The organism is Mycobacterium sp. 852002-51613_SCH5001154 (genome assembly GCF_001667425.1).
Lineage (GTDB): Bacteria > Actinomycetota > Actinomycetes > Mycobacteriales > Mycobacteriaceae > Mycobacterium.
The window spans coordinates 192,747-214,316 of sequence record NZ_LZII01000083.1 but is presented as its reverse complement, the minus strand read 5'-3'; the positions used below and the strand labels follow the sequence as shown (position 1 = coordinate 214,316).

The following is a 21,570-nucleotide window of genomic DNA, read 5'->3' as shown; positions in this document are numbered from 1 at the left end:
CGTGGAATGGATTGGTGATGGCCGAACTTTCCCCCGTGGGCAATCGAATCCTTCGGGACGAGCCGCGCAGGTCAAGCAGCGGGTGAAGGAACTCAGCCACCGAAGGGCCGAGTTGCAGACGAAGCTAAGGCCCACAACCCCAATGAATCGTCCTCGGGTTAGCTTCCATCTGCCGTCCGCCCGTCGCCCGCCCAAGGAGATTTCGTGACATACGTTTTACTTCTCTGCGCCATTCTTGCGGAAGTAGCCGCGACCAGCCTGCTCAAGAGCACGGAAGGCTTCACCCGATTGTGGCCGACGGTCGTCTGCCTGACGGGTTACGCGATCTCATTTGCGCTCCTGGCGCTGTCGATCTCGCGCGGCATGCAAACGGACGTCGCCTATGCGCTGTGGTCGGCAATCGGTACGGCCCTGATCGTGCTGATCGCCGTGCTGTTTCTCGGCTCGACGATCTCGGTCGCCAAGATCGTCGGGGTCGGGCTGATCATCGCCGGCGTGCTGACGCTGAACCTGTCCGGCGCACACTGACGCTAGGTGTGGGCCGTCAACGGTGCACCCAGCAGACTGACCAGCGCGCTGGTCACCTCGTCGGGGCGTTCCTCCATGACGTAGTGGTCGGCGCCGCGCAGCCGAACCAGCGTGGCGTGCGGAACGGACTCGGCCATTTCGCGCGCGGTGCTGAACGGGATATAGGGATCGCGGTCACCCCAGATTACGGCGACCGGGCACCGTATCGTCCCGAGTCCCTCCGCGAGCCACGGGACGATGGGCACCGGATAGTGCGCGAAGAAGTTCCAGAACGTGCGCTTTCCCTCCGGCGAATTCATCCAGCCCAGGTACTCGGCTTCCAGCGCGGTGTCGAAACAGCCGAGCCTTCGGTACCGGGCCAGAGCTAAATGGTGCAGCGCCGCCAGCGGAAGATGTTGTGCGGCGCGAGACGCTGGCGGGTGGGTAGCGATCCAGTGTTGGCCCCGCGAGAAGCGGTAGAACCACGGGCGAAAGGTGCCATGTGCGCGGGTGTTCAACAGAGCGAGTCGCAGCACCCGCTCGGGATGGCGGATGGCATAGCCGAGTCCGATGAAGCCACCGTAATCGTGGGCGCACAGGTTGAACCGTTGCCATCCCAACTCCGCCACGAATCGTTCGATCCGCTCTACCTCTTCGTCGTAGGTGGGTGCGGTCGCCGGTGGAGCGGACCGGCCGAAGCCGGGCCAGTCCGGCGCCACGACATGATGGCTGTCGGCCAGCGCCTTGATCTGGTGGCGCCAGCAGGACGCGCTCTGGGGATAGCCGTGCAGCAGCAGGACCGGCTCGCCGGTGCCGGCAGCCTCGCCGAACACGTTGCATCCGTCGACGTTCCACATGGTCGAAACATATTCGGATTCGTGGTCGCGCTGCCCCTCGCTTTGAGACACACGGCGCTCCATTCCCGCCACCGCTATGCTCTTCTGACCTCAACGCCATACCGTCGCCGGCCCGTGAGCTGGTGTTTACGTAACAGCCTTCAACTGCGCGCCTGGTGTGCAAACATCGCTGCCAGACTGACGGTCTGCCGCCCCGGGGCGGACAGGTTGATTGCGGCAACCTCGAGGGATAGGACCCACCATGACCGATGTCGAGCAGACACCTTCCGATGGGCTCTCCCCCACCAGCCCCGCCCGGGCGGATCTGATTGAGCACTCCCGCACCGGGATGAGCGCGGCCGCGCTGCAGCGCGCCATCAACGACCACCTGCGCTACTCGATCGGCCGCCCGGCCGCGGCCCGGCGGCCCGAGCATTACTACCGGGCGCTCGCTCTGGCCGTGCGCGACCGGATGCAGGACCGACGCGTGGTCTCGACGCAGACCTCACTCGATCTCGGCCGGAAGGTGACCTGCTACCTGTCGGCGGAATTCCTGATGGGCCCGCAGCTGGGCAACAACCTGCTGAATCTGGGCATGGAGCGGGCCGCCCGTGACGCACTGTCGGCGATGGGCCAGAACCTGGACACGGTCCTGGCCTGCGAAGAGGAGCCGGGCTTGGGCAACGGCGGCCTCGGCCGGCTCGCCGCGTGCTACCTGGACTCGCTGGCCACCCTGGAGCGGCCGGCGATCGGCTACGGAATCCGTTACGAGTTCGGCATTTTCGATCAGGAGATCCACGACGGCTGGCAGGTTGAGCAGACCGACAACTGGCTGGACCACGGAAACCCTTGGGAGATAGCGAAACCCGACGTGAACTACGTGGTCAAGTGGGGCGGCTACGCCGCTCACGACACGGATGACGCCGGCCACGACCGCGTCCAATGGGTGCCGGGGCGGGTGCTGAAAGGGGTGGCCTATGACACGCCCATCCAGGGTTACGGCGTCAACACGTGCAACGTGCTGACGTTGTGGAGCGCGCGGGCCGTCAAGTCGTTCGCTTTGGAGGCCTTCAACACCGGCGATTACTACGGGGCGGTCGAGGACGAGGTCATGTCGGAGACCGTTACCAAGGTGCTCTACCCGAACGACGAGCCGGAGGCGGGTAAACAGCTGCGCCTGTTGCAGCAGTACTTCTTCGTGTCCTGCTCGCTGCAGCATGTGCTGCACATCATGGACGATCTCGCCGACGTTTCCGTCAAGGAGCTCCCCCAGCGGTTTGCCTTGCAGCTCAACGACACCCATCCATCGATCGGCGTGGCCGAGCTCATGCGGTTGCTGGTCGACGAACGCCAGCTGGACTGGGATGAGGCGTGGGAAATCACGGTGGCGACGTTCGGTTACACCAACCACACCCTGCTGCCCGAGGCATTGGAGACCTGGCCGCTGGATTTGTTCGCCGAGTCGCTGCCGCGCCACCTCGAGATCATCTACGAGATCAACCGCCGATTCCTCGACGAGGTGCGTGCGCGCTTCCCGGGCGACGAGGCGCGGGTCAGCCGGATGTCGCTCATCGGCGAGAACGGCGGCAAGAACGTCCGGATGGCGCACCTGGCCACCGTCGGCAGCCACGCCATCAACGGTGTCGCCGCGTTGCACTCCGAGTTGCTCAAAAGCAGTGTGCTCAAAGACTTCTACGAGCTGTGGCCGGAGCGGTTCAGCAACAAGACCAACGGCGTGACGCCGCGCCGCTTCCTGGCGCTGGCCAATCCCGGGCTCCGCGAACTGCTGGACCGCACCGTCGGGGACGGCTGGCTGACCGATCTCGGGCGCCTGCGCGGTCTCGAGCCATTCGTCGACGACGCCGCTTTCCGTCGCGAATGGCGCGACATCAAACGCAACAACAAAGCGCGCCTCGCCAAATACATCCGCTCGGTGGCCGGCGTCGAGCTCAATCCCGACTGGATGTTCGACGTCCAGGTCAAGCGCATCCACGAGTACAAGCGTCAGCATCTCAACGTGCTGCACGTCGTGGCGCTGTATCACCGGCTCAAGCAGGACCCGGGGCTGTCGATTCCGCAGCGGGCCTTCATCTTCGGCGGCAAGGCCGCGCCCGGATACTTCATGGCCAAGCGGATCATCAAGTTGATCAACGCCGTTGGGGAAACCGTCAACGCCGACCCGGACGTCAACCGGTTCCTGAAGGTGGCGTTCGTGCCGAACTTCAACGTGCAGAACGCCCACATGATTTACCCGGCCGCCGACCTGTCCGAGCAGATCTCCACGGCGGGCAAGGAAGCGTCCGGCACCGGGAACATGAAGTTCATGATCAACGGCGCCCTTACCGTCGGCACGCTCGACGGCGCGAACGTGGAGATGCGCGACGAGGTGGGCCCAGAGAACTTCTTCCTGTTCGGGCTCACCGAGCAGGAGGTCGAGTCGGTCAAGGCGGGCGGATACCGCCCGGGCGACTACATAGAGGGCAATGACGAGCTGCGTGCGGTGCTCGACCTGATTGCCGGCGGCACGTTCTCGCGCGGCGACACCGAGGTTTTCCGGCCCCTGGTGGACAACCTGCGCCATGACGACCCCTTCCTGGTGTGCGCCGACTATGCGGCCTACGTGAACTGCCAGGAACAGGTGAGCGCCGCGTGGCAGGACAGGGAGTCGTGGACAAAGATGTCCATCCTGAATACCGCCCGTAGCGGCAAGTTCTCATCCGACCGCGCGATCACCGAGTACTGCGACGACATCTGGAACGTGTGGCCGCTCACCGTCAAGATGTGAGAAAGCGGCTGATAATCGCCGCGCCCGGGCCTACGATCTCGCCATGCCGATTCTGGGCGATGCAACGGTGGTCCTCGCGCGGCTGACGAGGTCGACATCTAACGCGTTGCGCGTCGAGCTCGCGACCCCCGATGGCACCGAACTGGCGCGCGCCCAGCAAAAGGGCGGTGCCGCAGTGCTCTTCGGTTTTAAGAACGGGGGCAAGGGCGAGTACACACTGTCCGCTGCCAGCGGTGATGAACTCAGAATCGCGGTGGCCGGAACGACCACCATCACCAACCGCGGCACCCCGGTGGGAAAAATCGTCCCCGCCGACGGCGCGGCACGACTGGAAGATGGTGGCGGCACCGTGCTGGCGGAGGTGCGGCCGCACACCGGGCACAAGGCCGACGGCGCCTGGCATCATCGCTTATTGTCGCCGTCCGGCGAGGCGCTCGGCGTCCTCACCCTGATGACCGTTCACACCGGTTGGAGCGACATCGAATCCGAAGCCATCCAGTTGCTGTTCAACCGCAACGTGGCGACCCTGAAGGCACCATCGGCGGGTGCGATGCTCACCCTCGCCGCGCCGGCCGGTCCACACCTGGGCGACGTCCTGGCAGCGGCGTGCGTTGACTTCTCGGTGCTCCCCCGCGGGTACATCGACCAAAGCCAGACCTAGTAACAGCTGGGAAGATCCGGCACTCCGCTGGCCGTCAACCGTCCGCGCCGTCGACAACTAACCGGTGGCGCCACCGGCAGCGAATCGGCCCGAAACGGGTGCACCGGGGTCGACAGTGGACGTTTTCAAGGTCCACCGCAAGGATCGACACCGTGACCCCTGGCAGGAGGAAAGTGACCCGACGATTCCGTGGGCTTTTACTGGCCCCACTGACCGCGATGCTGGCGGTGCTGCTCGCGCCGTCCGCCTCGGCGGACACCTACACAGATCAGCTGGTGGGCAAGTTCAACGCCCAGACCCACGTGGTGGCCGACCCGGGGGCGAATCCGCCGTTGCGGGACCCGGACAGGCTGAACGACCAGATCCTCACCAGCCGCTGGACGTGGAGCTCCACGCCACCGATCTGGGTGGCGGCCGTCGCGCCCAGTCAGACCGGGGTGACCACCCCGGACGCCATCCACAACGTCATCCTGGGACGCAATCCGGCATTCAGCGGGATCATTCTCGTCATCGACTCCAAGGGCTACCACGTGCGGGCCTACAACGTGCCCAAGGCGATCGCAGACAGCGTCGACCCGTTCATGAGCCAGTCAGCCAGGGGCCACCGCAACGACCCGCAGGGCGCGACGAGTGAATTCGTCAGCAAATTGACCAGGCTGGACGTGTCCTCCGGAGGACCGGCGGCCACCACCTCCCCCGTCGTGCACAAGAACCCCGACCGCTGGGCGTGGTTGTGGACCATGCTTGTCTTCATTGCCGTCGCGTTGAGCGTGGTCGCCTTGGTCTCGTTCGCTGTCAGCCGAAATCGCAAGCGCCGCAAGGATGCAGACGAGCGCGAGCAGATCAAACAGGAATTGATCACCGCCGAATCCGGTGTCGCCGACATCGACAACGCGGTGCTCACCAACAGCGAAACGGACGTCAGCGCAGAGTCGACGAAGGCCAACGCCAGCCTCTACGACGCCCGAAAGGCCTACGAGACAGGCGACTACGGCGCGGCGAGGGCGCACCTGCGAGTAGTGGAGTCCACGGTGGCCAGGGCATACCAGAAGCTCGGACGCCCCGCGCCCAATGTTGGCGCTGTCGACTCGGTGCCCGGGGACGAGCGCAAGCAGGCCTCGGTACGGGCGAAGAATCCCGACACCGGCGAGTACGTGACGATCAACAACAACAACTACAGCACCACCCCGCAGCCCGGCTATCCGCACTACTACGGGGGTGGCTACTACAACGGAATGTTCTTCTACCCCGGCTATTACCCGTACGCATTCTGGGGCGCGGGTTGGGGTTGGGCGCTCACCGACGTCCTGCTGATGGATGCGCTGCTGGACGACCATTGGGGCGGCAGCTACGACCGCGGCTTCGAGGCCGGCCGCGACTCGGCGTATGCGGACGCCAACTACGACGGCGGCCAAAGCACCGGCTACGACAGTCAGCAAGGCGACGTCGGGTTCGGTGGGGGCTATGATTCCGGCGGCGACACCAGCTTCGCGGGCAACGACGGCTCGTACTCCGGCGGTGGCGACGTGGACTTCGGCGGCGGCTGGGACTCCGGCGGCGGATCCGACTTCGGCGGCTCCGATTTCGGCGGCGGCGGTTCGGACTCCAGCGGCGGCGACTTCGGGTTCTGATGCCCCAGAAGTAAGGTTTTCACCGATGAGTACCGACAAGATCAACCGCGGCATCCTGCTCGTCATGGCGGCGATCGGGGCAATCGCTTACGCGTTGCTCTACTCGCACGCCTCAATCGTCTTCAAGGTTCTGGTGCCGCTCGGTCTGGCCGTCCTGTTGGGCCTGATCGTCCGCGACGTCGTCAACACCCGGAAGCGGTGACACAGAAGGAGTTCGATGGTGACTGAGGGCTTGTTCGGTCTGCTGACCGTCGTCGCTTTAGGGCTGGCGTTGACGCTGGCCGCCATCGCCACCGTGTTCGTCCGGCGGATGGAGAGGCGACCAACCACCCCGATAAGCGAGGAAATCGGGAGCGCCAAAGAGGTCGTGCGCAAACTGCGCAAAGGCGAACCGATGTCGGCGGAAGAATTGGATTACGCGAAGCAAATCGTCGCCGATCGCAGTTCCTTCATGGCGCTCTGCATCCCCGGCGCGTTGTTCATGCTTGGTTGCTTTTACGTATTCGGCAGCCTTTACCACCTACACGGAGCGACGCCGTCCGAGCGGACATTTCTCGGGGTGATCCCCATGTTGACCTCCACGAACCTGGCCCTTCGCCTGCTCGGTAGCGCACGGTTGAAGAGGCGCCTGCGCAGCGCGCCCACCGCGTCGTAAGGGCCCCGCATGACGAGGTCCGGCACACCGAGATCGCGCCCGCGGTCCGCTTGCAGTAGTCTCTTTACCGTGGCATATCAACCAGATTGATATATCACCTGGTCTTGCCGCATGCGCACGGCGGTCGGGGACGGAACGAACACAAGGTCAGGAGGGGTTCGGGGAGATGAACGAGTGAGTCCTCGTTCAGTCAGCAGGACTGTCTTGCAGCGAGCCTGGATGCCGTTGGTCACCGTGGTCGCGGTCGGTGTCGGTCTGCTCTGCATGCACAAGGTGCACCAGTTCTCGGAACCCGAACCGGTCATCACGGTCAATGGCCCGCAGGCTCCCGAGCAGTTCAACCTCAAACGGATCACCTATGAGGTGTTCGGCTCCGCCGCGCAGGGCGGGAAACTCGTCTACATCGACATCGACGGCCATCCGCATCAGGTTGAAATCACAACTCTGCCGTGGTCCCACACGGAGACGACCACGCTCTCGGTAGCGTCCGGCAGCATCTCGGTGCATGTCCGCGGCGGTCAGGTGGGTTGCCGAATGCTCGTGGACGGCGTGGTCCGTGATGAACAGACGGACGACCATCAGGACGCCGACGTTGAGTGCAGGGTCAAGTCGGCATGAGCGAGCACCGTTTCGACGAGCCCCGGGTCAAGCGCCCGTTCATCCCCAGGATGGTCCGGGCTTTCGCGATACCGATCATCTTGTTTTGGGGCCTGCTCGCGGTCAGCACGAACACCTTTATGCCCCAAGTGGAACGGGTCGCTGAAGAACTCGCCGGACCGATGGTCCCGCATTACGCGCCCTCACAACGGGCGCTGCTGCACATCGGCGAAAAATTTCACGAATCCAACTCGACCAACTTGACCATGGTGGTGTTCGAGGCGAACCGACAGCTGGGAGACGCCGACCACCGGTACTACGACGATCTGATGCGCCGCCTCCAGCACGACACCCGGCACGTGCAATACGTGATGGACCTGTGGGGCAAGCCGTTCACCGCTGCCGGAGCACAGAGCGTCGACGGCAAGTGCACTTACGTGCTGTTGCGTCTCGCAGGCGACATCGGCCAGATTCAAGCCAACCAATCCGTGGACGCCGTCCGCGACATGATCAAGAATGACCCGCCGCCGCCCGGCCTCAAGGTCTACGTCAGCGGCGCGGCTCCGCTGGCCTCGGACACGCTGGCCATCGCAAATGCCAGCCTCAACAACGTCACGATCGTGACGATCTGCCTCATCGTGGTGATGCTGCTGCTGGTGTATCGCGCTCCTTCAACCCTGTTGGTGCCGCTGCTCGGGGTGCTCATCGAAATGCTCGTCGCGAAGGGCATCGTGTCCACGCTCGGTCACCTCGGGTACATCGAACTCTCGTCGTTCGCGGTGAACATCGTCATCGCGCTAACTCTGGGAGCGGGAACCGATTACGGCATCTTCTTGATGGGCCGGTATCACGAAGCGCGACAGGCGGGCGAAAGCCGGGAGGACAGTTTCTACATCGCGTACCAGGGTGTCGCGCCCATCATCATCGGCTCCGGCCTGACGATCGCGGGCGCATGTTATTGCTTGACGTTCGCGCGCCTTAACTACTTCCACACCATGGGGCCGGCCGTCGCGATCACCATGCTGTTCACCATCGCGGCGGCGATGACGCTGGGCCCGGCGGCGCTGACCGTCGGCAGCCTGTTCGGGATGTTCGACCCGAGGACCAACGCCAAGGGATATCTGTATAGGCGGATCGGGGCGAGCGTGGTGCGGTGGCCGGTGCCGATCCTGGTGGCCAGTTCCGCGGTCGTCATGCTCGGGGCGATCTTCGTGCCGACGTACCGGCAGAACTACGACGATCGGCAATACCAGCCGGCCAGTGCACCCGCCAATCTCGGCTTCCAAGCGGCGGATCGGCACTTCCCCAAAAGCAAGCTGTTCTCCGAGATGCTGATGGTCGAAACCGATCACGACATGCGCAACTCGGCCGACTTCATCTCGCTGGACCGCGTCGCGCGGGCCCTGATTCGCCTGCACGGCGTGGCGATGGTGCAAGGCATGACGCGGCCCTTGGGCCGAGCGCTCGAGCACGCCAGCATTCCGTACCTATTCACCACGCAGGGCAGCGGCAACGGCCAACAACTCCCGTTCAACAGGGAGCAAAACGCCAACACCGACGCGCAAGCCGAGATTCAGGCGCACTCCGTCGCGGTCTTACGCAAAGAGGTCGGCTTCTTCCAAAAGGTGTCCGACGAACTGCACCAGACGGTACTCACCGTCGAAGACCTCCAAAGGGTCAGCGACGACATCAGGGACGAAGTCTCGAACGTCGACGATTTCTTCCGGCCGATCAAGAGCTACTTCTATTGGGAGAGACACTGTTTCGACATCCCCATCTGCTGGACGTTCCGCTCCCTGTTCGAGACCATCGATCAAATCGACAAGTTGGCCGACGACATCGCGGACGCGAAAGTGTCTCTGCAGGAGGTGGACAAGACTTTCCCGCAGATCATCGCCCAACTGAAAGCCACCGCGGACGATACCGAGGCACTGCAGTCGAAGTTGGTCAACAGTTACGGATCCGCCGATCTGCAGACCACCCAGACCGAGCAGACATTCGATGATCTGATCAACGTCGGCAACGACTTCGACAAGTCCCGCAGCGACGACTTCTTCTACATCCCGCATGAGGGCTTCGACAACGACGATGTCAAGACGGGGATGAAGTTGATGATGTCGCCGGATGGCAAGGCGGCCCGGTTCATCGTCACCCACGAGGGCGACGCCATGGGCCCGGAAGGCGTGGAGCACGTCGAACAGTTCCCCGACGCGATAAAGACGATCCTCAAAGAGACCTCGTTGGCCGGCGCGCGGATCTACATCGGCGGTTCGGGGGCCAACGACAAGGACATCAAGGAATACGCGATGTCCGACCTGATGATCGCGGCGATCGCCGCCTTCGTGCTGATCTTCTTGATCATGATGTTCATCACGCGAAGTCTGGTGGCGGCCTTGGTGATTCCGGGCACCGTGGCCTTCTCCTACGCCGGCGCGTTCGGCCTGTCCATACTTGTCTGGCAGCACCTGATCGGCCTGCACCTGCACTGGCTCGTCCTACCGCTGACGTTCATCATCCTGGTGGCAGTCGGGTCGGACTACAACCTGCTGCTGATCAACAGGGTCAAAGAGGAGCTGCACGGCGGAATCCACACCGGTCTGATCCGCGCGCTCGGCAGCACGGGCGGGGTGGTGACATCCGCGGGTCTGGTCTTCGCCTTCACCATGCTGGCGATGCTCACCAGCGACCTCAGGACGATCGGCCAGGTGGGTTCGACCGTGTGCATCGGCCTGCTGCTCGACACCCTGATCGTGCGTTCGTTCGTCGTGCCGTGCATCCTGCGGATCCTTGGGCCGTGGTTCTGGTGGCCAACCCTGGTCCGCAGCCGTCCGGCGGTCGCGCGCTAGCCGGCGCCCTTGCCGTTGTCGACCCGATAGACGGCGCCGTGCACGGCCGCGGCGGCATCGCTGGCCAGGAAGGCGATCACGTTCGCGACATCGAGGGGCTGCATCATGCCGCGTGGCGAGGCGGTGCGCATGATCAGGTCGTAGTTGGGATTGTCCGGCGCACTGAAATGTTCGATCTGCGGTGTGAGCATCCCACCCGGGCATATTGCGTTGACGCGTAAGCGATCCGCGGTGTACTCCACCGCCAGGGCGCGGGTAAGTCCGATCAGGCCGTGCTTGGCGGCGCAGTAGCCCGCCGAGTACGCCTGGCCTTCGACACCGGCGATGGAGCCGACGTTGACGATGTTGCCGCCCCGCTCCAGCAGGTGCGGCAGCGCGGCCCGGCACAGGTAGAACGGCCCGTTCAGATTCACCGCAAGATCGTGCGCCCAGTCCTCATCGGTCATTGACTCCGTCCGACGCATCTGGTGGTGGCCGGCGACGTTGACCAGGACGTCGAGTCCGCCCAACTCGCGCACGCACTGCTCGACCGCGTCGCGGCAGGCCTGCGCAGAGGAAACGTCGACTGATGCGTAGGAACCATCTTGGACGTCGGCGAATACCTCGGCCAAACGTGCGGTATCGCGGCCAATACCGAAAACCGTTGCGCCCTCGCGGGAGAACAGCCGAGCCGTCTCGGCGCCGAGGCCCGACGACGCTCCGGTCACCAGGGCGACCTTGCCCTCCAGCGTTGACATATCAGTCCGTCTCGCTCAATACCGCATCCGAGCAACGCCACCCCGCAGCAGCCCGAGGGGAGCAACAAATCTTGGCCCCCACAAGGTCATTGCCCGGCGCGCGGTTAACAACACGAGCAGACTGATCGCGAGCCGCCCCAGGGCCACCCTGCTCGTTCGCCTTCTCCAGCTTGGCGGCCTCGCCCCCGCGCGTCGGCCGAAGTAATAGCCGACACACATCGCCACCGTCAACGCGGCGACTGCCGCGAGCACCGTCATGATGATGAGCGTTGTGCGTCACCGTCGCGGCGCGATCACGCGCGGGATACACCTTGGCCAAGATGAGGCCAGGGCCGGGTCCGCCGCTATTCGGTCTCGCTGATGACATGAACGGCGACATAGCCGATGGGGATGCCGGTCCAGGTCGCAATGCATTCGCGCGCCGCCAGTTCCACCGCACCCCGGCGGCCGGTCCGCGTGATCCTGCTGATCTCGGGAATCCGGATCATCCACCCGTCAGCGTCACGCGTGATTTCGATATCGAAGCACTGGCCGACCATGGGGCACTTCACACGGGGAGCGGCCCGATGTGCACGGGCGCTGCGCAGTGACTGTCGGCGCAGCAGGGTGGGCTGAATGGGCATGGCTGCTTTCGGAGAGTCGCAATCAGAACCGCGGGCAAGAGTAATGCGCATTCAGACGAAAACCTAATCGGCCAGTCAGACTGGCACGCAACCGATGCGCACTCTCCACCAAGCCGTCGCCGGCACTTAATGTTTGTGCTTATGCGACTGGTCCAGGCGCCTGAACTCGCGGCGAGTGCCGTGTCCGCGTTGATAATCGGCAGTCTTGCCGCCCCGTCGGCGCATGCGGACGGCGGCTATGGGCCCGGCTCCTACGCGGTACCCGCCCAACTCCCCTATGGCACCTACGTCGCCCACGCCGAACCCGGCGACTACCGAGCGGCCTGTGTCTTCACCACGTGGACCAGCGATGGAAGACTGATCAACTCCGACAGCGGGATCCAAACTACCCCGGTCACAGCGGACCTCTCGGCACCCGCGGTGGCGAAGTTCATTACCCACGGCTGCACACCGTGGACGAAGGTCGGATGAGATCAGCGCCGGCGTTTGCGCGAGGCGGCCGAGCGCGCGGGTCGAGCACGCATGTGATCCCGGGCGCGACCCATGATGTCGCCGAGCGCGCGCACGTCCTCGCCGGAAAGCGCATCGAATAGCAGGTCGCGAACAACGTCGATATGGCCCGGTAGGACTTTGGCGAGCCGCGCGTGGCCGGCCTCCGTGATGCGGACGACCGTGGCGCGCTGGTCAGCGTCGCTGGCTCCGCGATCGATGAGGCCCGCATCCTCCAACAGACCCGCCTGATGGGTCAGACCGCTGCGGCTGTAGACCACGCCGTCGGCCAGCTCGGTCATGGTCAACCGGCGCTGGGCATCGGCGAGTTTCGCCAAGATCTCGAACTGCACATAGCTGAGATCGCCCTCGGCCCGTAACTGTCGTTGCACGGCGTACTGCAGCAGGCTGACTCCCTCCATAAGGGCGAAGTACGTGCGCATCTGCTGGGGCTTGAGCGACTCCGTCATGCCGCGATCATAATGCTTCGACTTTGAAGCAATGTGGCCGTTGTCACTCCTCCGTCCGGAATCGCTTTGACTTCGAAACAAGTTATGCCGACTGCAACTGCTTCGATCTCGAAGCACCTACGAATGGAGGAGATCATGAAGGCTGTGCAGTATCACCGTTACGGCGGAAGCGACGTTCTGCGGTATGAGGAGGTTCAGCGGCCGGTGCCCGGCCCGGGCCAGGTCCTGGTGCAGGTGGCCGCCACCTCGTTCAACCCCGTCGATGCCGGCATCCGCGGCGGCTACCTGTCCGAGGTGTACGCCATCTCCTTCCCGCACACCCCGGGCGTCGACGTTGCCGGCACCATCGCCGGGCTCGGCGAGGGGGTGACCGGCTGGAAGGTTGGCGACGCCGTCGTCGGGATGCTTCCGCTGGATGCCCCCGGCGCTGCCGCCGAGTACGCGCTCGCACCGGCCGAGGTGCTGACCGCCGCGCCGAAGTCGGTGCCGCTGGCCGATGCCTCCGCGCTGCCGACCGTCGGCTTGACCGCGTGGCAGGCGTTGCTCGAAATCGCCGAACTCCGGGCGGGCCAGTCGGTGCTGGTCAACGGGGCGGGTGGAGCGGTCGGCGGCTACGCGGTTCAACTGGCCAAGCAGGCCGGAGCCGTCGTCACCGCGACCGCCTCGGCCCGCAGCGAGAACCGCCTGCGGCGCCACGGGGCCGACCAAATCATCGACTACATCGACTACGCGGCCACCCCGCTCGCCGTCGCCGGGCAGCCCTTCGACGTGGTGCTGAATCTGGTCAGTACCGCACCGGAGCAGACCGCGGCCCTCGTCGGTCTGGTCGCCGACGGTGGGTTTTATCTCGGCACCATGACGTCGGGAGAGGAGGACCCGGCGCGGCGGGTGCGGGCGCAGCGCGTTTTCGTCCGCAGCGACGCCGCGCAGCTGGGAGAACTCGTCAGCCGGGTCGATGCCGGACAACTGGTGATCGACGTCGCCGACCGCCGCTCGCTGACCGACGCGGCAGCCGTGCACGATGACTCCGACGCCAATCGCCTGCCGGGAAAGACGATCCTGGTTCCTGGGCTGTGAGGTTCGGCCGATCGGGCGCGATAGCGAATGTCCGCCCTCGCTATCCCGCTCGGCTCGGCGGAAACTCGGCTCGCTTCTCGATGGCATCGCGGTAGGCATAAACCCGGCCGGCGACGGTCCCGAGCACCGCGATGGTGTGACCGCCGCGCCCGTACGCGGCGACGAACTCCCACGAGCGGGGATCGCCTTCGATGATTTCGACGGAGTCGTAATCGGTTGGCACGCCCAGCATCTGCAGCTTGACATCATATTGATCGGACCAGAAGTACGGCGCCTCGTCATTGGGTTCAGCGTCCTGCGGCCCGGCCAGCAGGGTCCGGGCGGCGGCCGCACCCTGGCGGCCGGCGTCCTCCCAGTGCTCGGTACGCAGGTGCCGCTCGTACAGCGGGTGCCACCAGCGCGCGACGTCACCGGCCGCAACAACCGGGACGTCCGCAGTGCTGCCGTCGGCGACACCGCAGGCGTCACAGATCACCCCGTCGTCGACGCGCAATCCGGAGCCGTCCAGCCAGTCGGTGGCCGGGGTGACGCCGAGTCCGACGATGACGAGGTCGGCCGCAACCTGCGAGCCGTCGGTGAGCCGAACACCCTCCACCCGACCGTCGCCCACGAATCCGTCGACGCCCACGCCCACCCGCAGGTCCACGCCGCGTTGCCGGTGCAGGTCGGCCCAGCGCGACGCCAGCTCCTCACCCAGCGCGGAAACCATTGGGCTGCTAGCCTTTTCGATCAGCACCACGTCCAAATCCATTGACCGGCAACTCGCGGCGACCTCGGCACCGATGAACCCGCCGCCGACGACCACCACCCGCGGCCGCGAACCCAGCCGGTCCCGGATCGCCAGGCAGTCCTCCACGGTGCGCAGCAGCAGCACCCCGTCGGGAACCGAACCGCCCGGCCATTCGCGTGGCACCGCACCGCTGGCGATCACCAGTCCGTCGAACGGCAAGGCAAGTTCTTCGCCGTCGTCGCGCACGTGGATGGTGCGCGAGGACATGTCCAAGTTAAGAGCCGACGCGCCACGCAAGACGCGCGCTTCCATGTCGAATTGCGGCGCCAGATCGACGCCGGCCCGGTGCACCTTGCCGGTCAACAGCTTCTTCGACAACGGCGGGCGATGGTAAGGGGCTTGGCGTTCGGCGCCAACGATCGTCAGGGCACCGTCGTAGCCTTCCTGCCGCAGCGTCTCCGCCGCGCGCGTCCCGGCGACACCCGCCCCGACGACGACAACTTCTTTCAGCTGGCGACTCGGCATTGCTCAGCCCTTCACCGTGATCGCCTGCGTCGGACAGGACACCTCGGCGCCGATCAACTGCTGGCGCAGCTCCTCGGGCGGCTCGTCCTGCAGCACGTGCAGACCGTCCTCGCGCACGTCGAACACCTCGTGGCAGATGCTCATGCACACGCCGTTGCCATCGCAGGTGTCGAGATCCACCGAAACCTTCATCGCACCTTCGCCTTTCGCGCTCCGTTGCCGGACGTCTCGATCCCGTCAGTTTGATCCGGCGACTTTCCTTGGGATCGCGCCCGCTCCCGGGCGGCCTTGGCCACCGGCGAATACGCCAGGTAGTCGATCGCCATCTGCGTGGACGCCTCGTCGTTCGGATGATGGCTGGGCCGCATGTACCTCATGGGCGTGGTCACCATCAGCTTCCAGGGGCCAGGCAACCGGTACTCGCGAGCGGCCCAGAGCCAGTCCCGCAAGCGCCACTTGCGGTCGATGGTGGGGTCTTGGGCCATCAGGTAACGAGCCCCCGCGACCCACCAGCCGATGAACAGCGGCGAGACGAACAGCATCGAGAACGCCCTGATCAAGTAGCTCCCGGAGACGTGCTGGTAGACGTCGAAGACCAGCGAGCGGTGCTCGACCTCCTCGGCGCCATGCCAACGCAGCAGGTCAAGCATCATGGGGTCGGCCTTCGCGTAGTCCAGACCTCGGTTCGTCAGCACCCACTGGCCCAACATCGCGGTGTAATGTTCCAGCGCGGCCACGTCGGCCAGCCGCCGATACAGCCACCACCGCTTCATGGCCGGCGGAAACCACTTCGGCGGGTCGCCCAGCGTCATCGACAACAGCCTCCCGAGCCGATCGGTGTACGGCTTGGTGTCGATGCCCTGCTCGGCGAGGTGGTCGAGCACCACCTGGTGCGCCCACGCATGCCAGGACTCCTGCTGGATGAACGGCTTGATCGCCGCCTCCAACTCCGGGTCATCGACCAGCGACGACGCCTCGAGGACGGCCTTGATGAAGTGGCGCTCGCCCTCGGGCAGCAGCAGGTGCAGGACGTTGATCATGTGCGTCGAGAACGGATCGTCGGGCACCCAGTGCAGCGGCGTCTCCGACCAATCGAACCGGACCATCCGGCGATACATGGGGTGTCCCTCGTGGTGAAGTTGGACCTCGGGCATTCAGAAGCTCCCTCCCGCCTACAGGCCATGCGGGCGTCGATTCTCTGCGAACAACCGTTCACTCGGCCGCGTACCCACGCGCGCGGCGGGTTATGCGTACCGGCGGTACGAGGTTTCTGAGAGTTCGCTGCCGAGCCGGATGTCGGCTTGCCCGGGCGCCGTTGACTCGACACGGTGAACCGTAGAAACCGATTCGGATCGACTGCGAAGCGCCACTTATGGTGACAAAAGTCACAAATTTAACATCACGCGATGCAGGACTTGTCGGCGAGTGCGCAGCGGTCGCGCCCTCTCCCCCGGCGCGACGTGTTGCTCTACGCCATCACGATGGCGGCACTGCCAGGGTTGTACGCGGCGTCGACCAGTGTCGCCGTCCCTGCGCGGGCTGCCGCCCCCCTCCGGCTGATCGACTTCGCCACGCGCCAGATTCCAGCCGACCACATCCGGGCTGCGGGGTACTCCGGGGTGATCAACTACGTCTCGCTATCGCGTCCCGGCTCGTCCATGGGCGCCAAGCCGATCACGCGGTCTTACGCCGAGCAGCTGACCGCTGCCGGGCTGATGATCGTCAGCAATTACCAATACGGCAAGCCGGGCGGGACGGCACCATCGGACTTCAGGCGTGGGTTCGAGGGCGGCGTGGCCGATGCGCGCACCGCCTGGGGCCTGCATACCGCGGCGGGTGGTGGCCAGAGCGCCCCGATCTTCTTCAGCATCGACGAAGACATCAACCACGACACCTGGAACAACCTGGCGCTCAAGTGGTTCCGCGGAATCAATTCGGTGCTGGGAGTGCAGCGCACCGGCGTCTACGGTGGTATCGATGTGTGCGCCAGTGGGCCGCCGCCGACGGGGTGATCGGCAATTCGCGCACCCCCGGCCATCGGTGGGCCTGGCAAACCAAGGCGTGGTCGGGCGGCAAGGTCGACCCTGCCGCTGTCCTCTACCAACGCGTGGTGAGCACGCCGTCGAACCCAGGTCCCGAAGTCGGGGGGCTGCAAGTCGACGTCAACGACGTCCTCGCCGCGGATTGCGGCCAGTGGAACCTGCATCGGTGAACCCGCGCCGACCACAGACGAGGAGTTCGCCGACGCGGCGATCGCCTTGGCCTCGCCGACATCCGGAAAGTTCGTGATGTAGAGGCGGTCGCGATATATAACGCACGCAATTAACGGGGACCGCGGGCCCGGCGGTGATGCGATCGGGGCCCGCCCTGGAAGATGTCGCGGCGTTTAGTGGCACCGACTTAATTCACCTGCAGGTTCGCATGACTGGCCGACCGTGTCATCAGATTTCGCGAGTCGCTAGGACTCACTCGACGACGAGAGGACGTATAGCACCGCGAGCCAATACATAGTGTTATGATGTATATTCAAAGTATGGCCAAGTCGGAAGACGGCATAGACAGGATCGCCGAAGCCGTCCGACAGGCTGCGCTACTGGCAATGCGTCACTTCCTCAATCGCGACGAGCTCAGCGTGTCCGCGATGGAGGTGTTGCACACGTTAAGCCTTGAAGGCCCAACTCGGCTCACTACGCTTTCCGAGGCCATCCACGTGAGCCAGCCGGCAATGACCCAGTTGATCCAGCGCCTTGACCGCCGCAACTTGGTGGCTCGCGTGGCCGATCCAGCAGACGGCCGCGCAACCATCATCAATGTCACTGAGAGTGCACGAGATCTGTTGCGCCGGCTACGCAACGAAGACAGCGAGAAGCTCGCCGCCCTCTTGGCGACGCTCTCTGAGAGCGATCAAGAGGCGCTACGGCTTGCCATGTACGTCGCCGGGCCGATCATTCAACGACTCAATGAAAACGCCGCACTGCTCGCGCAGGCCACCACCGGATAGCGCGCCCGTTGAGACGAGCATATGGAACCGGCACTAGTCACTTGGAACACCTGACGCCAGCTTGATCGCCACGGTCATAGACCCACGAAGTAACTGCAACTATGAACTCCAGGAGAACAATGACGAATCTGCTTGTCCTTGGAGGCAGCGGTCGCACCGGGGTCCATGTGCTCACGCACGCCGCCACACGCGGTCACCGCGTTCGTGCACTGGTGCGAAACCCCGACGCCGTCTGCGCCCCGGCTGGCGTGGAGCTCATCGCGGGCACGCCCTCCAATATTGATGACATCCGCAAGGCCGCCCAGGGTACCGACGCGGTGATCAGCACTCTCAACAACTCGCGCGCCTCGGACAATCCCTGGGCCAAGCCCGTCAGCCCGCCAATGTTCATGACCGACGCGACCCGCAACGTCTTGACCGTGATGGGCGAGCAGAACATCCACCGGATCGTCATCAACTCCACCATGGGCGCGGGCGACGACTGGGCTCGCCGCAACCCGATGGCTAGGTTCTTAATCAACATCTCCAACATCAAGGCCGGCTTCGTCGACCACAACGGCGTCGACAAGATCGTGCGCGCCTCCGAGACCGACTGGACTCTCGCCAGAGCAGTCGCCCTCACCGACAAGCCGGCCCGCGGCCCCGTGCGGGCCGCGGAGGCCGGCACCGAAAAGCCCGGCACCCGGATCAACCGCGCCGACCTCGCCGCTTTCCTGGTTGACACCGTCGAAAACGGCACCTGGATCCACCAAGCGCCGCTTGTCTGGAATACCCGAGGCTGATACGGCCCCGCCATTTGCGCGGCATCTCGGGCGGGTTTCCAGCAGCCGTTGAAAAACCCCGGGGCGCGGACGGGATTGCCACCGAATTTTTGGTGGAGCTAAGGGGACTCGAACCCCTGACCCCCACACTGCCAGGGTGAAACTGGCTGTGCTGGCGCATGTCCCAGAGTCCACACCGTGCGCGTACGTCCAGGTTGCCGAGTCCGGTTCGTACTGATCTGTCTAGCCCGTATTTGCCTGTGATCGAGAGAGTTAGGACACGGCTAGGACACACCGAACGGTGTTCGCGCGCAGTCGGCGGAGCGCCGCAGGTGTCACTGGCGCACGCGACAATCAGAAACATGACCCCGACCAACGCCGCCGCCCAGACGCCTCTGGTGATCCCTTCGGACGGTCCGCACTCGAAATTCGTCCGCTACGCGCGCGCCGTCGCCAAGGAGCATCCGCAGCTGTTCCCGATCACGCCCGCGACACGGCCCTTGGTAGTTGGACTCGACCTACGCACGCTCGGCCCGCAGCCAGCGGACTACGAGGACTTGGTGCATGTTCTCCGTCGCGATGTCGTTACCCCGATGTTGATGGTGTTCGAGGACGATGACGCCGCACTGCCCACCGCCTGGAAAGAGGCGTGCGAGGTCGAGGAGCATTACGTCGTCCACTACACCGACCCGCAGAGTGCGGGTCGCTTCCTGGACTCGGTGGAGTTCAGCGTCTCGACCATGCGTGGCGAGGAGCGGCGGGGATGGCGCAAGTGCCACTTCTTCGATATCTACGCTTTGTTCGATGCGCAGAACGCGACGGCGACCGATCTGAGCCGTGATGACCGAATTCGCGGCGCGGTGCTCGCTTCTGCCGGATTCGGGCTCGGCACCGACGTAGTGGTCTCGCTCACGCCGACGGTGGGCCGGGCCGATGTGGGCGACAACGACATCGTCACCTCGGTCACCCCCGATGATTTGCACCCCGTCTTCGGCCACTACCTGCGAATGACTGGAAACCGGATCGCCGCCGAATATCGGTACAGCGCGACATTTGGCAATGTCACCGAGAAGATGGAACCCCCGTCGATAAAAGAGATGTACGACATCGGGCTGGCCAGCCTGGTCGGCTGGCTCGACATGTTCCGCCTCGTCGCCGCACAACTCGGGGACAATCGGGCACTCGCAGAGATCGAGACCATCCGGATACGAATCCGCCGCGCCGCTCGGGCACTCGATGAGGTGATCGCCGCACTGAGCCGAACCAACGGGCACGAAGCCACACCGTCAGCGGACACCATCGAGTTCGTCAGCGAGGCATTCGACCGCGAACTGCTGTACCTGATGGCGGTATTCGATGGCTACGGTCGCGCGTTCGTGCGCTGGCTGAATCCGGCCTCGGGTCGAGACTTGCGCAAGTCGCTGCACTCGGCCAAAACGCTCGATGACTACGTGGGCCCCCACTATCCCGGCGCGTCCCAACTCACCCGGTTGCGCGAGTTGCAGCGGTTCGCGTTCGCCTGCTCCCAGCTCCGCAACCGCATCCACGATGCCGTCCTGCCCACGGGGGCATTCACCAACCGGGCCTACGGCAACAGCCAGGCCATCGCGATCGACCTCGGCCAGACAGACGTCGAGCTGACCCAGGAACTAGTCGACCGCCTCGGGGTCTGGCGGACGACACCCCCTAGCGCGATCTTCGGCCAGCCAACGACCGTGGCCGAAGTCGCCACCACTGCTGTCGAGCTGTTCAGGGCCAGCCTGGAGTACATCGACCTGTTCACGTATCTGATCATGTGCATGAAGCCGGTCGACGCGCCCAACGCCGTCGAACTGCTCGGCAAGGTCACCGACACCGGACATCGACCAGAACCACACCCAACCGAGGCGCTCTACCGACAGTTGTTCCGCTGGGACTGAATTCCGACGCCCGATACTGCACTCCGTGCAGGTTATGGGTCGATGAGCCTCGGTGCCTGGGCACCGACGCGCTCCCACGTCTGGTTACGCGCGTCGGTGAATCGCAGCACCATCCGTTCGACCTCGGCGGGGTCTGTCCTCGCACCGTCTGCGTCGGTGGGCCGAAACCGCAACTGTGAGTGTGAATGTCCGGCGAGCGTGTGCTCGACGTACTTCTCGAATTGCGTCAGGTCGTTGTTGTAGACCTGAATCTTCGCGCCCGTGGCGCTGCTCACCGCTACCCGCGTCACCGGCTGGTCGCTGTCATTTAGGACGTGCCAGCCCGACCGACCTCCCTTGATCGGAGCCGGAACGATCACGACGCTGAACGCCTGTGCTGAATCCTCGACGGTCAGCCGCGACTCCTGCACTGCTGCAATGCGGTCGGTGGCCGACGCCGCCTTGATCGCAGCACCAACCGCCTCGTCCCGCTTCTCCTCGGCGATCCGCTTGGCTTCGCGGGATCGCACGGCCGACACCGCTGCTGCGATGGCCGACGCGACGGCGACGAAGGCGCTAATTCCGCTGATAACGACGTTGGCGAGGTCCACGGAGCCGAGGCTATCGGCCTGTGCGGCTTGATGTCCGCCGATCCGGCGGCGCATCCAGGTTGGCGGTGGTGCCTTGCGATCGCGGACGCGGCGGGCAATGTCGGCCATCGGCACGACGCGCAACCGGTCA

At 64.8% G+C, this 21,570-nt stretch carries 21 protein-coding genes and 1 pseudogene; 14 read left to right on the top strand and 8 right to left on the bottom strand.

Going from position 1 to position 21,570, the window contains the following annotated elements:
- Positions 1 to 204 precede the first annotated feature (204 nt).
- Complete coding sequence (locus A5750_RS22855) at positions 205 to 528, top strand: multidrug efflux SMR transporter (RefSeq protein WP_066952274.1); 324 nt, start codon at positions 205 to 207, stop codon at positions 526 to 528.
- A gap of 2 nt (positions 529 to 530) precedes the next feature.
- Here the strand turns inward: A5750_RS22855 and A5750_RS22850 are convergent, their stop codons facing one another.
- Positions 531 to 1,415 carry an alpha/beta fold hydrolase gene (locus A5750_RS22850; protein WP_231989285.1) on the bottom strand — a complete coding sequence of 295 codons (885 nt, stop codon included), beginning with the start codon at positions 1,413 to 1,415 and terminating at the stop codon, positions 531 to 533.
- A gap of 277 nt (positions 1,416 to 1,692) precedes the next feature.
- Here A5750_RS22850 and A5750_RS22845 point away from each other — a divergent pair, with 277 nt between their 5' ends.
- From A5750_RS22845 to A5750_RS22820, 7 genes are all read left to right on the top strand, one after another.
- Positions 1,693 to 4,128 (top strand): glycogen/starch/alpha-glucan phosphorylase, encoded by a 2,436-nt coding sequence (locus tag A5750_RS22845; RefSeq protein ID WP_066952656.1) that lies wholly within the window; start codon positions 1,693 to 1,695, stop codon positions 4,126 to 4,128.
- A 43-nt stretch (positions 4,129 to 4,171) separates the two neighbouring features.
- On the top strand, positions 4,172 to 4,789 hold the full coding sequence (locus A5750_RS22840; RefSeq protein ID WP_066952271.1) for a hypothetical protein: 618 nt from the start codon (positions 4,172 to 4,174) through the stop codon (positions 4,787 to 4,789).
- Positions 4,790 to 4,962: 173 nt separating this feature from the next.
- Complete coding sequence (locus tag A5750_RS22835) at positions 4,963 to 6,420, top strand: hypothetical protein (RefSeq protein ID WP_066952269.1); 1,458 nt, start codon at positions 4,963 to 4,965, stop codon at positions 6,418 to 6,420.
- Positions 6,421 to 6,445: 25 nt separating this feature from the next.
- Entirely contained in the window at positions 6,446 to 6,622 is a 177-nt protein-coding gene (locus tag A5750_RS26185) for a hypothetical protein (RefSeq protein ID WP_197505506.1), read from the top strand.
- Between the two features lie 15 nt (positions 6,623 to 6,637).
- Positions 6,638 to 7,075 carry a hypothetical protein gene (locus tag A5750_RS22830; protein WP_369828621.1) on the top strand — a complete coding sequence of 146 codons (438 nt, stop codon included), beginning with the start codon at positions 6,638 to 6,640 and terminating at the stop codon, positions 7,073 to 7,075.
- Between the two features lie 219 nt (positions 7,076 to 7,294).
- Positions 7,295 to 7,693: an MmpS family transport accessory protein gene (locus A5750_RS22825; RefSeq protein WP_066952267.1), complete on the top strand. Its 399-nt coding sequence runs from the start codon at positions 7,295 to 7,297 to the stop codon at positions 7,691 to 7,693.
- The gene (locus A5750_RS22820) at positions 7,690 to 10,518 is read left to right on the top strand and encodes an RND family transporter (RefSeq protein ID WP_066952265.1); all 2,829 of its coding nucleotides are present in this window, start codon (positions 7,690 to 7,692) and stop codon (positions 10,516 to 10,518) included. Before A5750_RS22825 ends, A5750_RS22820 begins: the two co-directional genes overlap by 4 nt.
- Here A5750_RS22820 and A5750_RS22815 read toward each other — a convergent pair.
- Together A5750_RS22815 and A5750_RS22810 are read right to left on the bottom strand one after the other, a co-directional pair.
- A complete protein-coding gene (locus A5750_RS22815; RefSeq protein WP_067265905.1) occupies positions 10,515 to 11,255 on the bottom strand; it encodes an SDR family NAD(P)-dependent oxidoreductase in 741 nt (246 codons plus the stop codon). The two genes, A5750_RS22820 and A5750_RS22815, sit on opposite strands and share 4 nt — an antisense overlap.
- Positions 11,256 to 11,599: 344 nt before the next feature.
- Entirely contained in the window at positions 11,600 to 11,794 is a 195-nt protein-coding gene (locus tag A5750_RS22810; RefSeq protein ID WP_067265899.1) for a long chain fatty acid-CoA synthetase Faa4p, read from the bottom strand.
- A gap of 264 nt (positions 11,795 to 12,058) precedes the next feature.
- On the opposite strand from A5750_RS22810, the gene A5750_RS22805 reads away from it, so the two are divergent.
- Positions 12,059 to 12,349, top strand: coding sequence for a hypothetical protein (locus A5750_RS22805; RefSeq protein WP_156659456.1), 291 nt, complete (start codon positions 12,059 to 12,061; stop codon positions 12,347 to 12,349).
- 2 nt (positions 12,350 to 12,351) lie between these two features.
- On the opposite strand, the gene A5750_RS22800 is transcribed toward A5750_RS22805, so the two are convergent.
- On the bottom strand, positions 12,352 to 12,837 hold the full coding sequence (locus A5750_RS22800; protein ID WP_066952257.1) for a MarR family winged helix-turn-helix transcriptional regulator: 486 nt from the start codon (positions 12,835 to 12,837) through the stop codon (positions 12,352 to 12,354).
- A gap of 135 nt (positions 12,838 to 12,972) precedes the next feature.
- On the opposite strand from A5750_RS22800, the gene A5750_RS22795 reads away from it, so the two are divergent.
- Positions 12,973 to 13,914 carry an NADP-dependent oxidoreductase gene (locus A5750_RS22795; protein ID WP_066952652.1) on the top strand — a complete coding sequence of 314 codons (942 nt, stop codon included), beginning with the start codon at positions 12,973 to 12,975 and terminating at the stop codon, positions 13,912 to 13,914.
- A 40-nt stretch (positions 13,915 to 13,954) separates the two neighbouring features.
- On the opposite strand, the gene A5750_RS22790 is transcribed toward A5750_RS22795, so the two are convergent.
- The 3 genes from A5750_RS22790 to A5750_RS22780 are packed head-to-tail and all read right to left on the bottom strand — an operon-like array spanning position 13,955 to position 16,323.
- Complete coding sequence (locus A5750_RS22790) at positions 13,955 to 15,169, bottom strand: NAD(P)/FAD-dependent oxidoreductase (RefSeq protein WP_067265885.1); 1,215 nt, start codon at positions 15,167 to 15,169, stop codon at positions 13,955 to 13,957.
- A gap of 3 nt (positions 15,170 to 15,172) precedes the next feature.
- Positions 15,173 to 15,361, bottom strand: a complete 189-nt coding sequence (locus A5750_RS22785) for a ferredoxin (RefSeq protein ID WP_066952253.1) — start codon at positions 15,359 to 15,361, stop codon at positions 15,173 to 15,175.
- Entirely contained in the window at positions 15,358 to 16,323 is a 966-nt protein-coding gene (locus A5750_RS22780; RefSeq protein WP_067265882.1) for a metal-dependent hydrolase, read from the bottom strand. Before A5750_RS22780 ends, A5750_RS22785 begins: the two co-directional genes overlap by 4 nt.
- A 252-nt stretch (positions 16,324 to 16,575) precedes the next feature.
- On the opposite strand from A5750_RS22780, the pseudogene A5750_RS22775 reads away from it, so the two are divergent.
- From A5750_RS22775 to A5750_RS22760, 4 genes and pseudogenes are all read left to right on the top strand, one after another.
- A pseudogene (locus A5750_RS22775) lies at positions 16,576 to 17,381 on the top strand (DUF1906 domain-containing protein).
- 321 nt (positions 17,382 to 17,702) lie between these two features.
- A complete protein-coding gene (locus A5750_RS22770; protein ID WP_066952650.1) occupies positions 17,703 to 18,170 on the top strand; it encodes a MarR family winged helix-turn-helix transcriptional regulator in 468 nt (155 codons plus the stop codon).
- A 119-nt stretch (positions 18,171 to 18,289) separates the two neighbouring features.
- Positions 18,290 to 18,952 carry an NAD(P)-dependent oxidoreductase gene (locus A5750_RS22765; protein WP_067265880.1) on the top strand — a complete coding sequence of 221 codons (663 nt, stop codon included), beginning with the start codon at positions 18,290 to 18,292 and terminating at the stop codon, positions 18,950 to 18,952.
- Between the two features lie 341 nt (positions 18,953 to 19,293).
- Positions 19,294 to 20,850 (top strand): hypothetical protein, encoded by a 1,557-nt coding sequence (locus A5750_RS22760; protein WP_067265878.1) that lies wholly within the window; start codon positions 19,294 to 19,296, stop codon positions 20,848 to 20,850.
- A gap of 32 nt (positions 20,851 to 20,882) precedes the next feature.
- On the opposite strand, the gene A5750_RS22755 is transcribed toward A5750_RS22760, so the two are convergent.
- Complete coding sequence (locus A5750_RS22755; RefSeq protein ID WP_156664394.1) at positions 20,883 to 21,440, bottom strand: hypothetical protein; 558 nt, start codon at positions 21,438 to 21,440, stop codon at positions 20,883 to 20,885.
- Between the last annotated feature and the right edge of the window lie 130 nt (positions 21,441 to 21,570).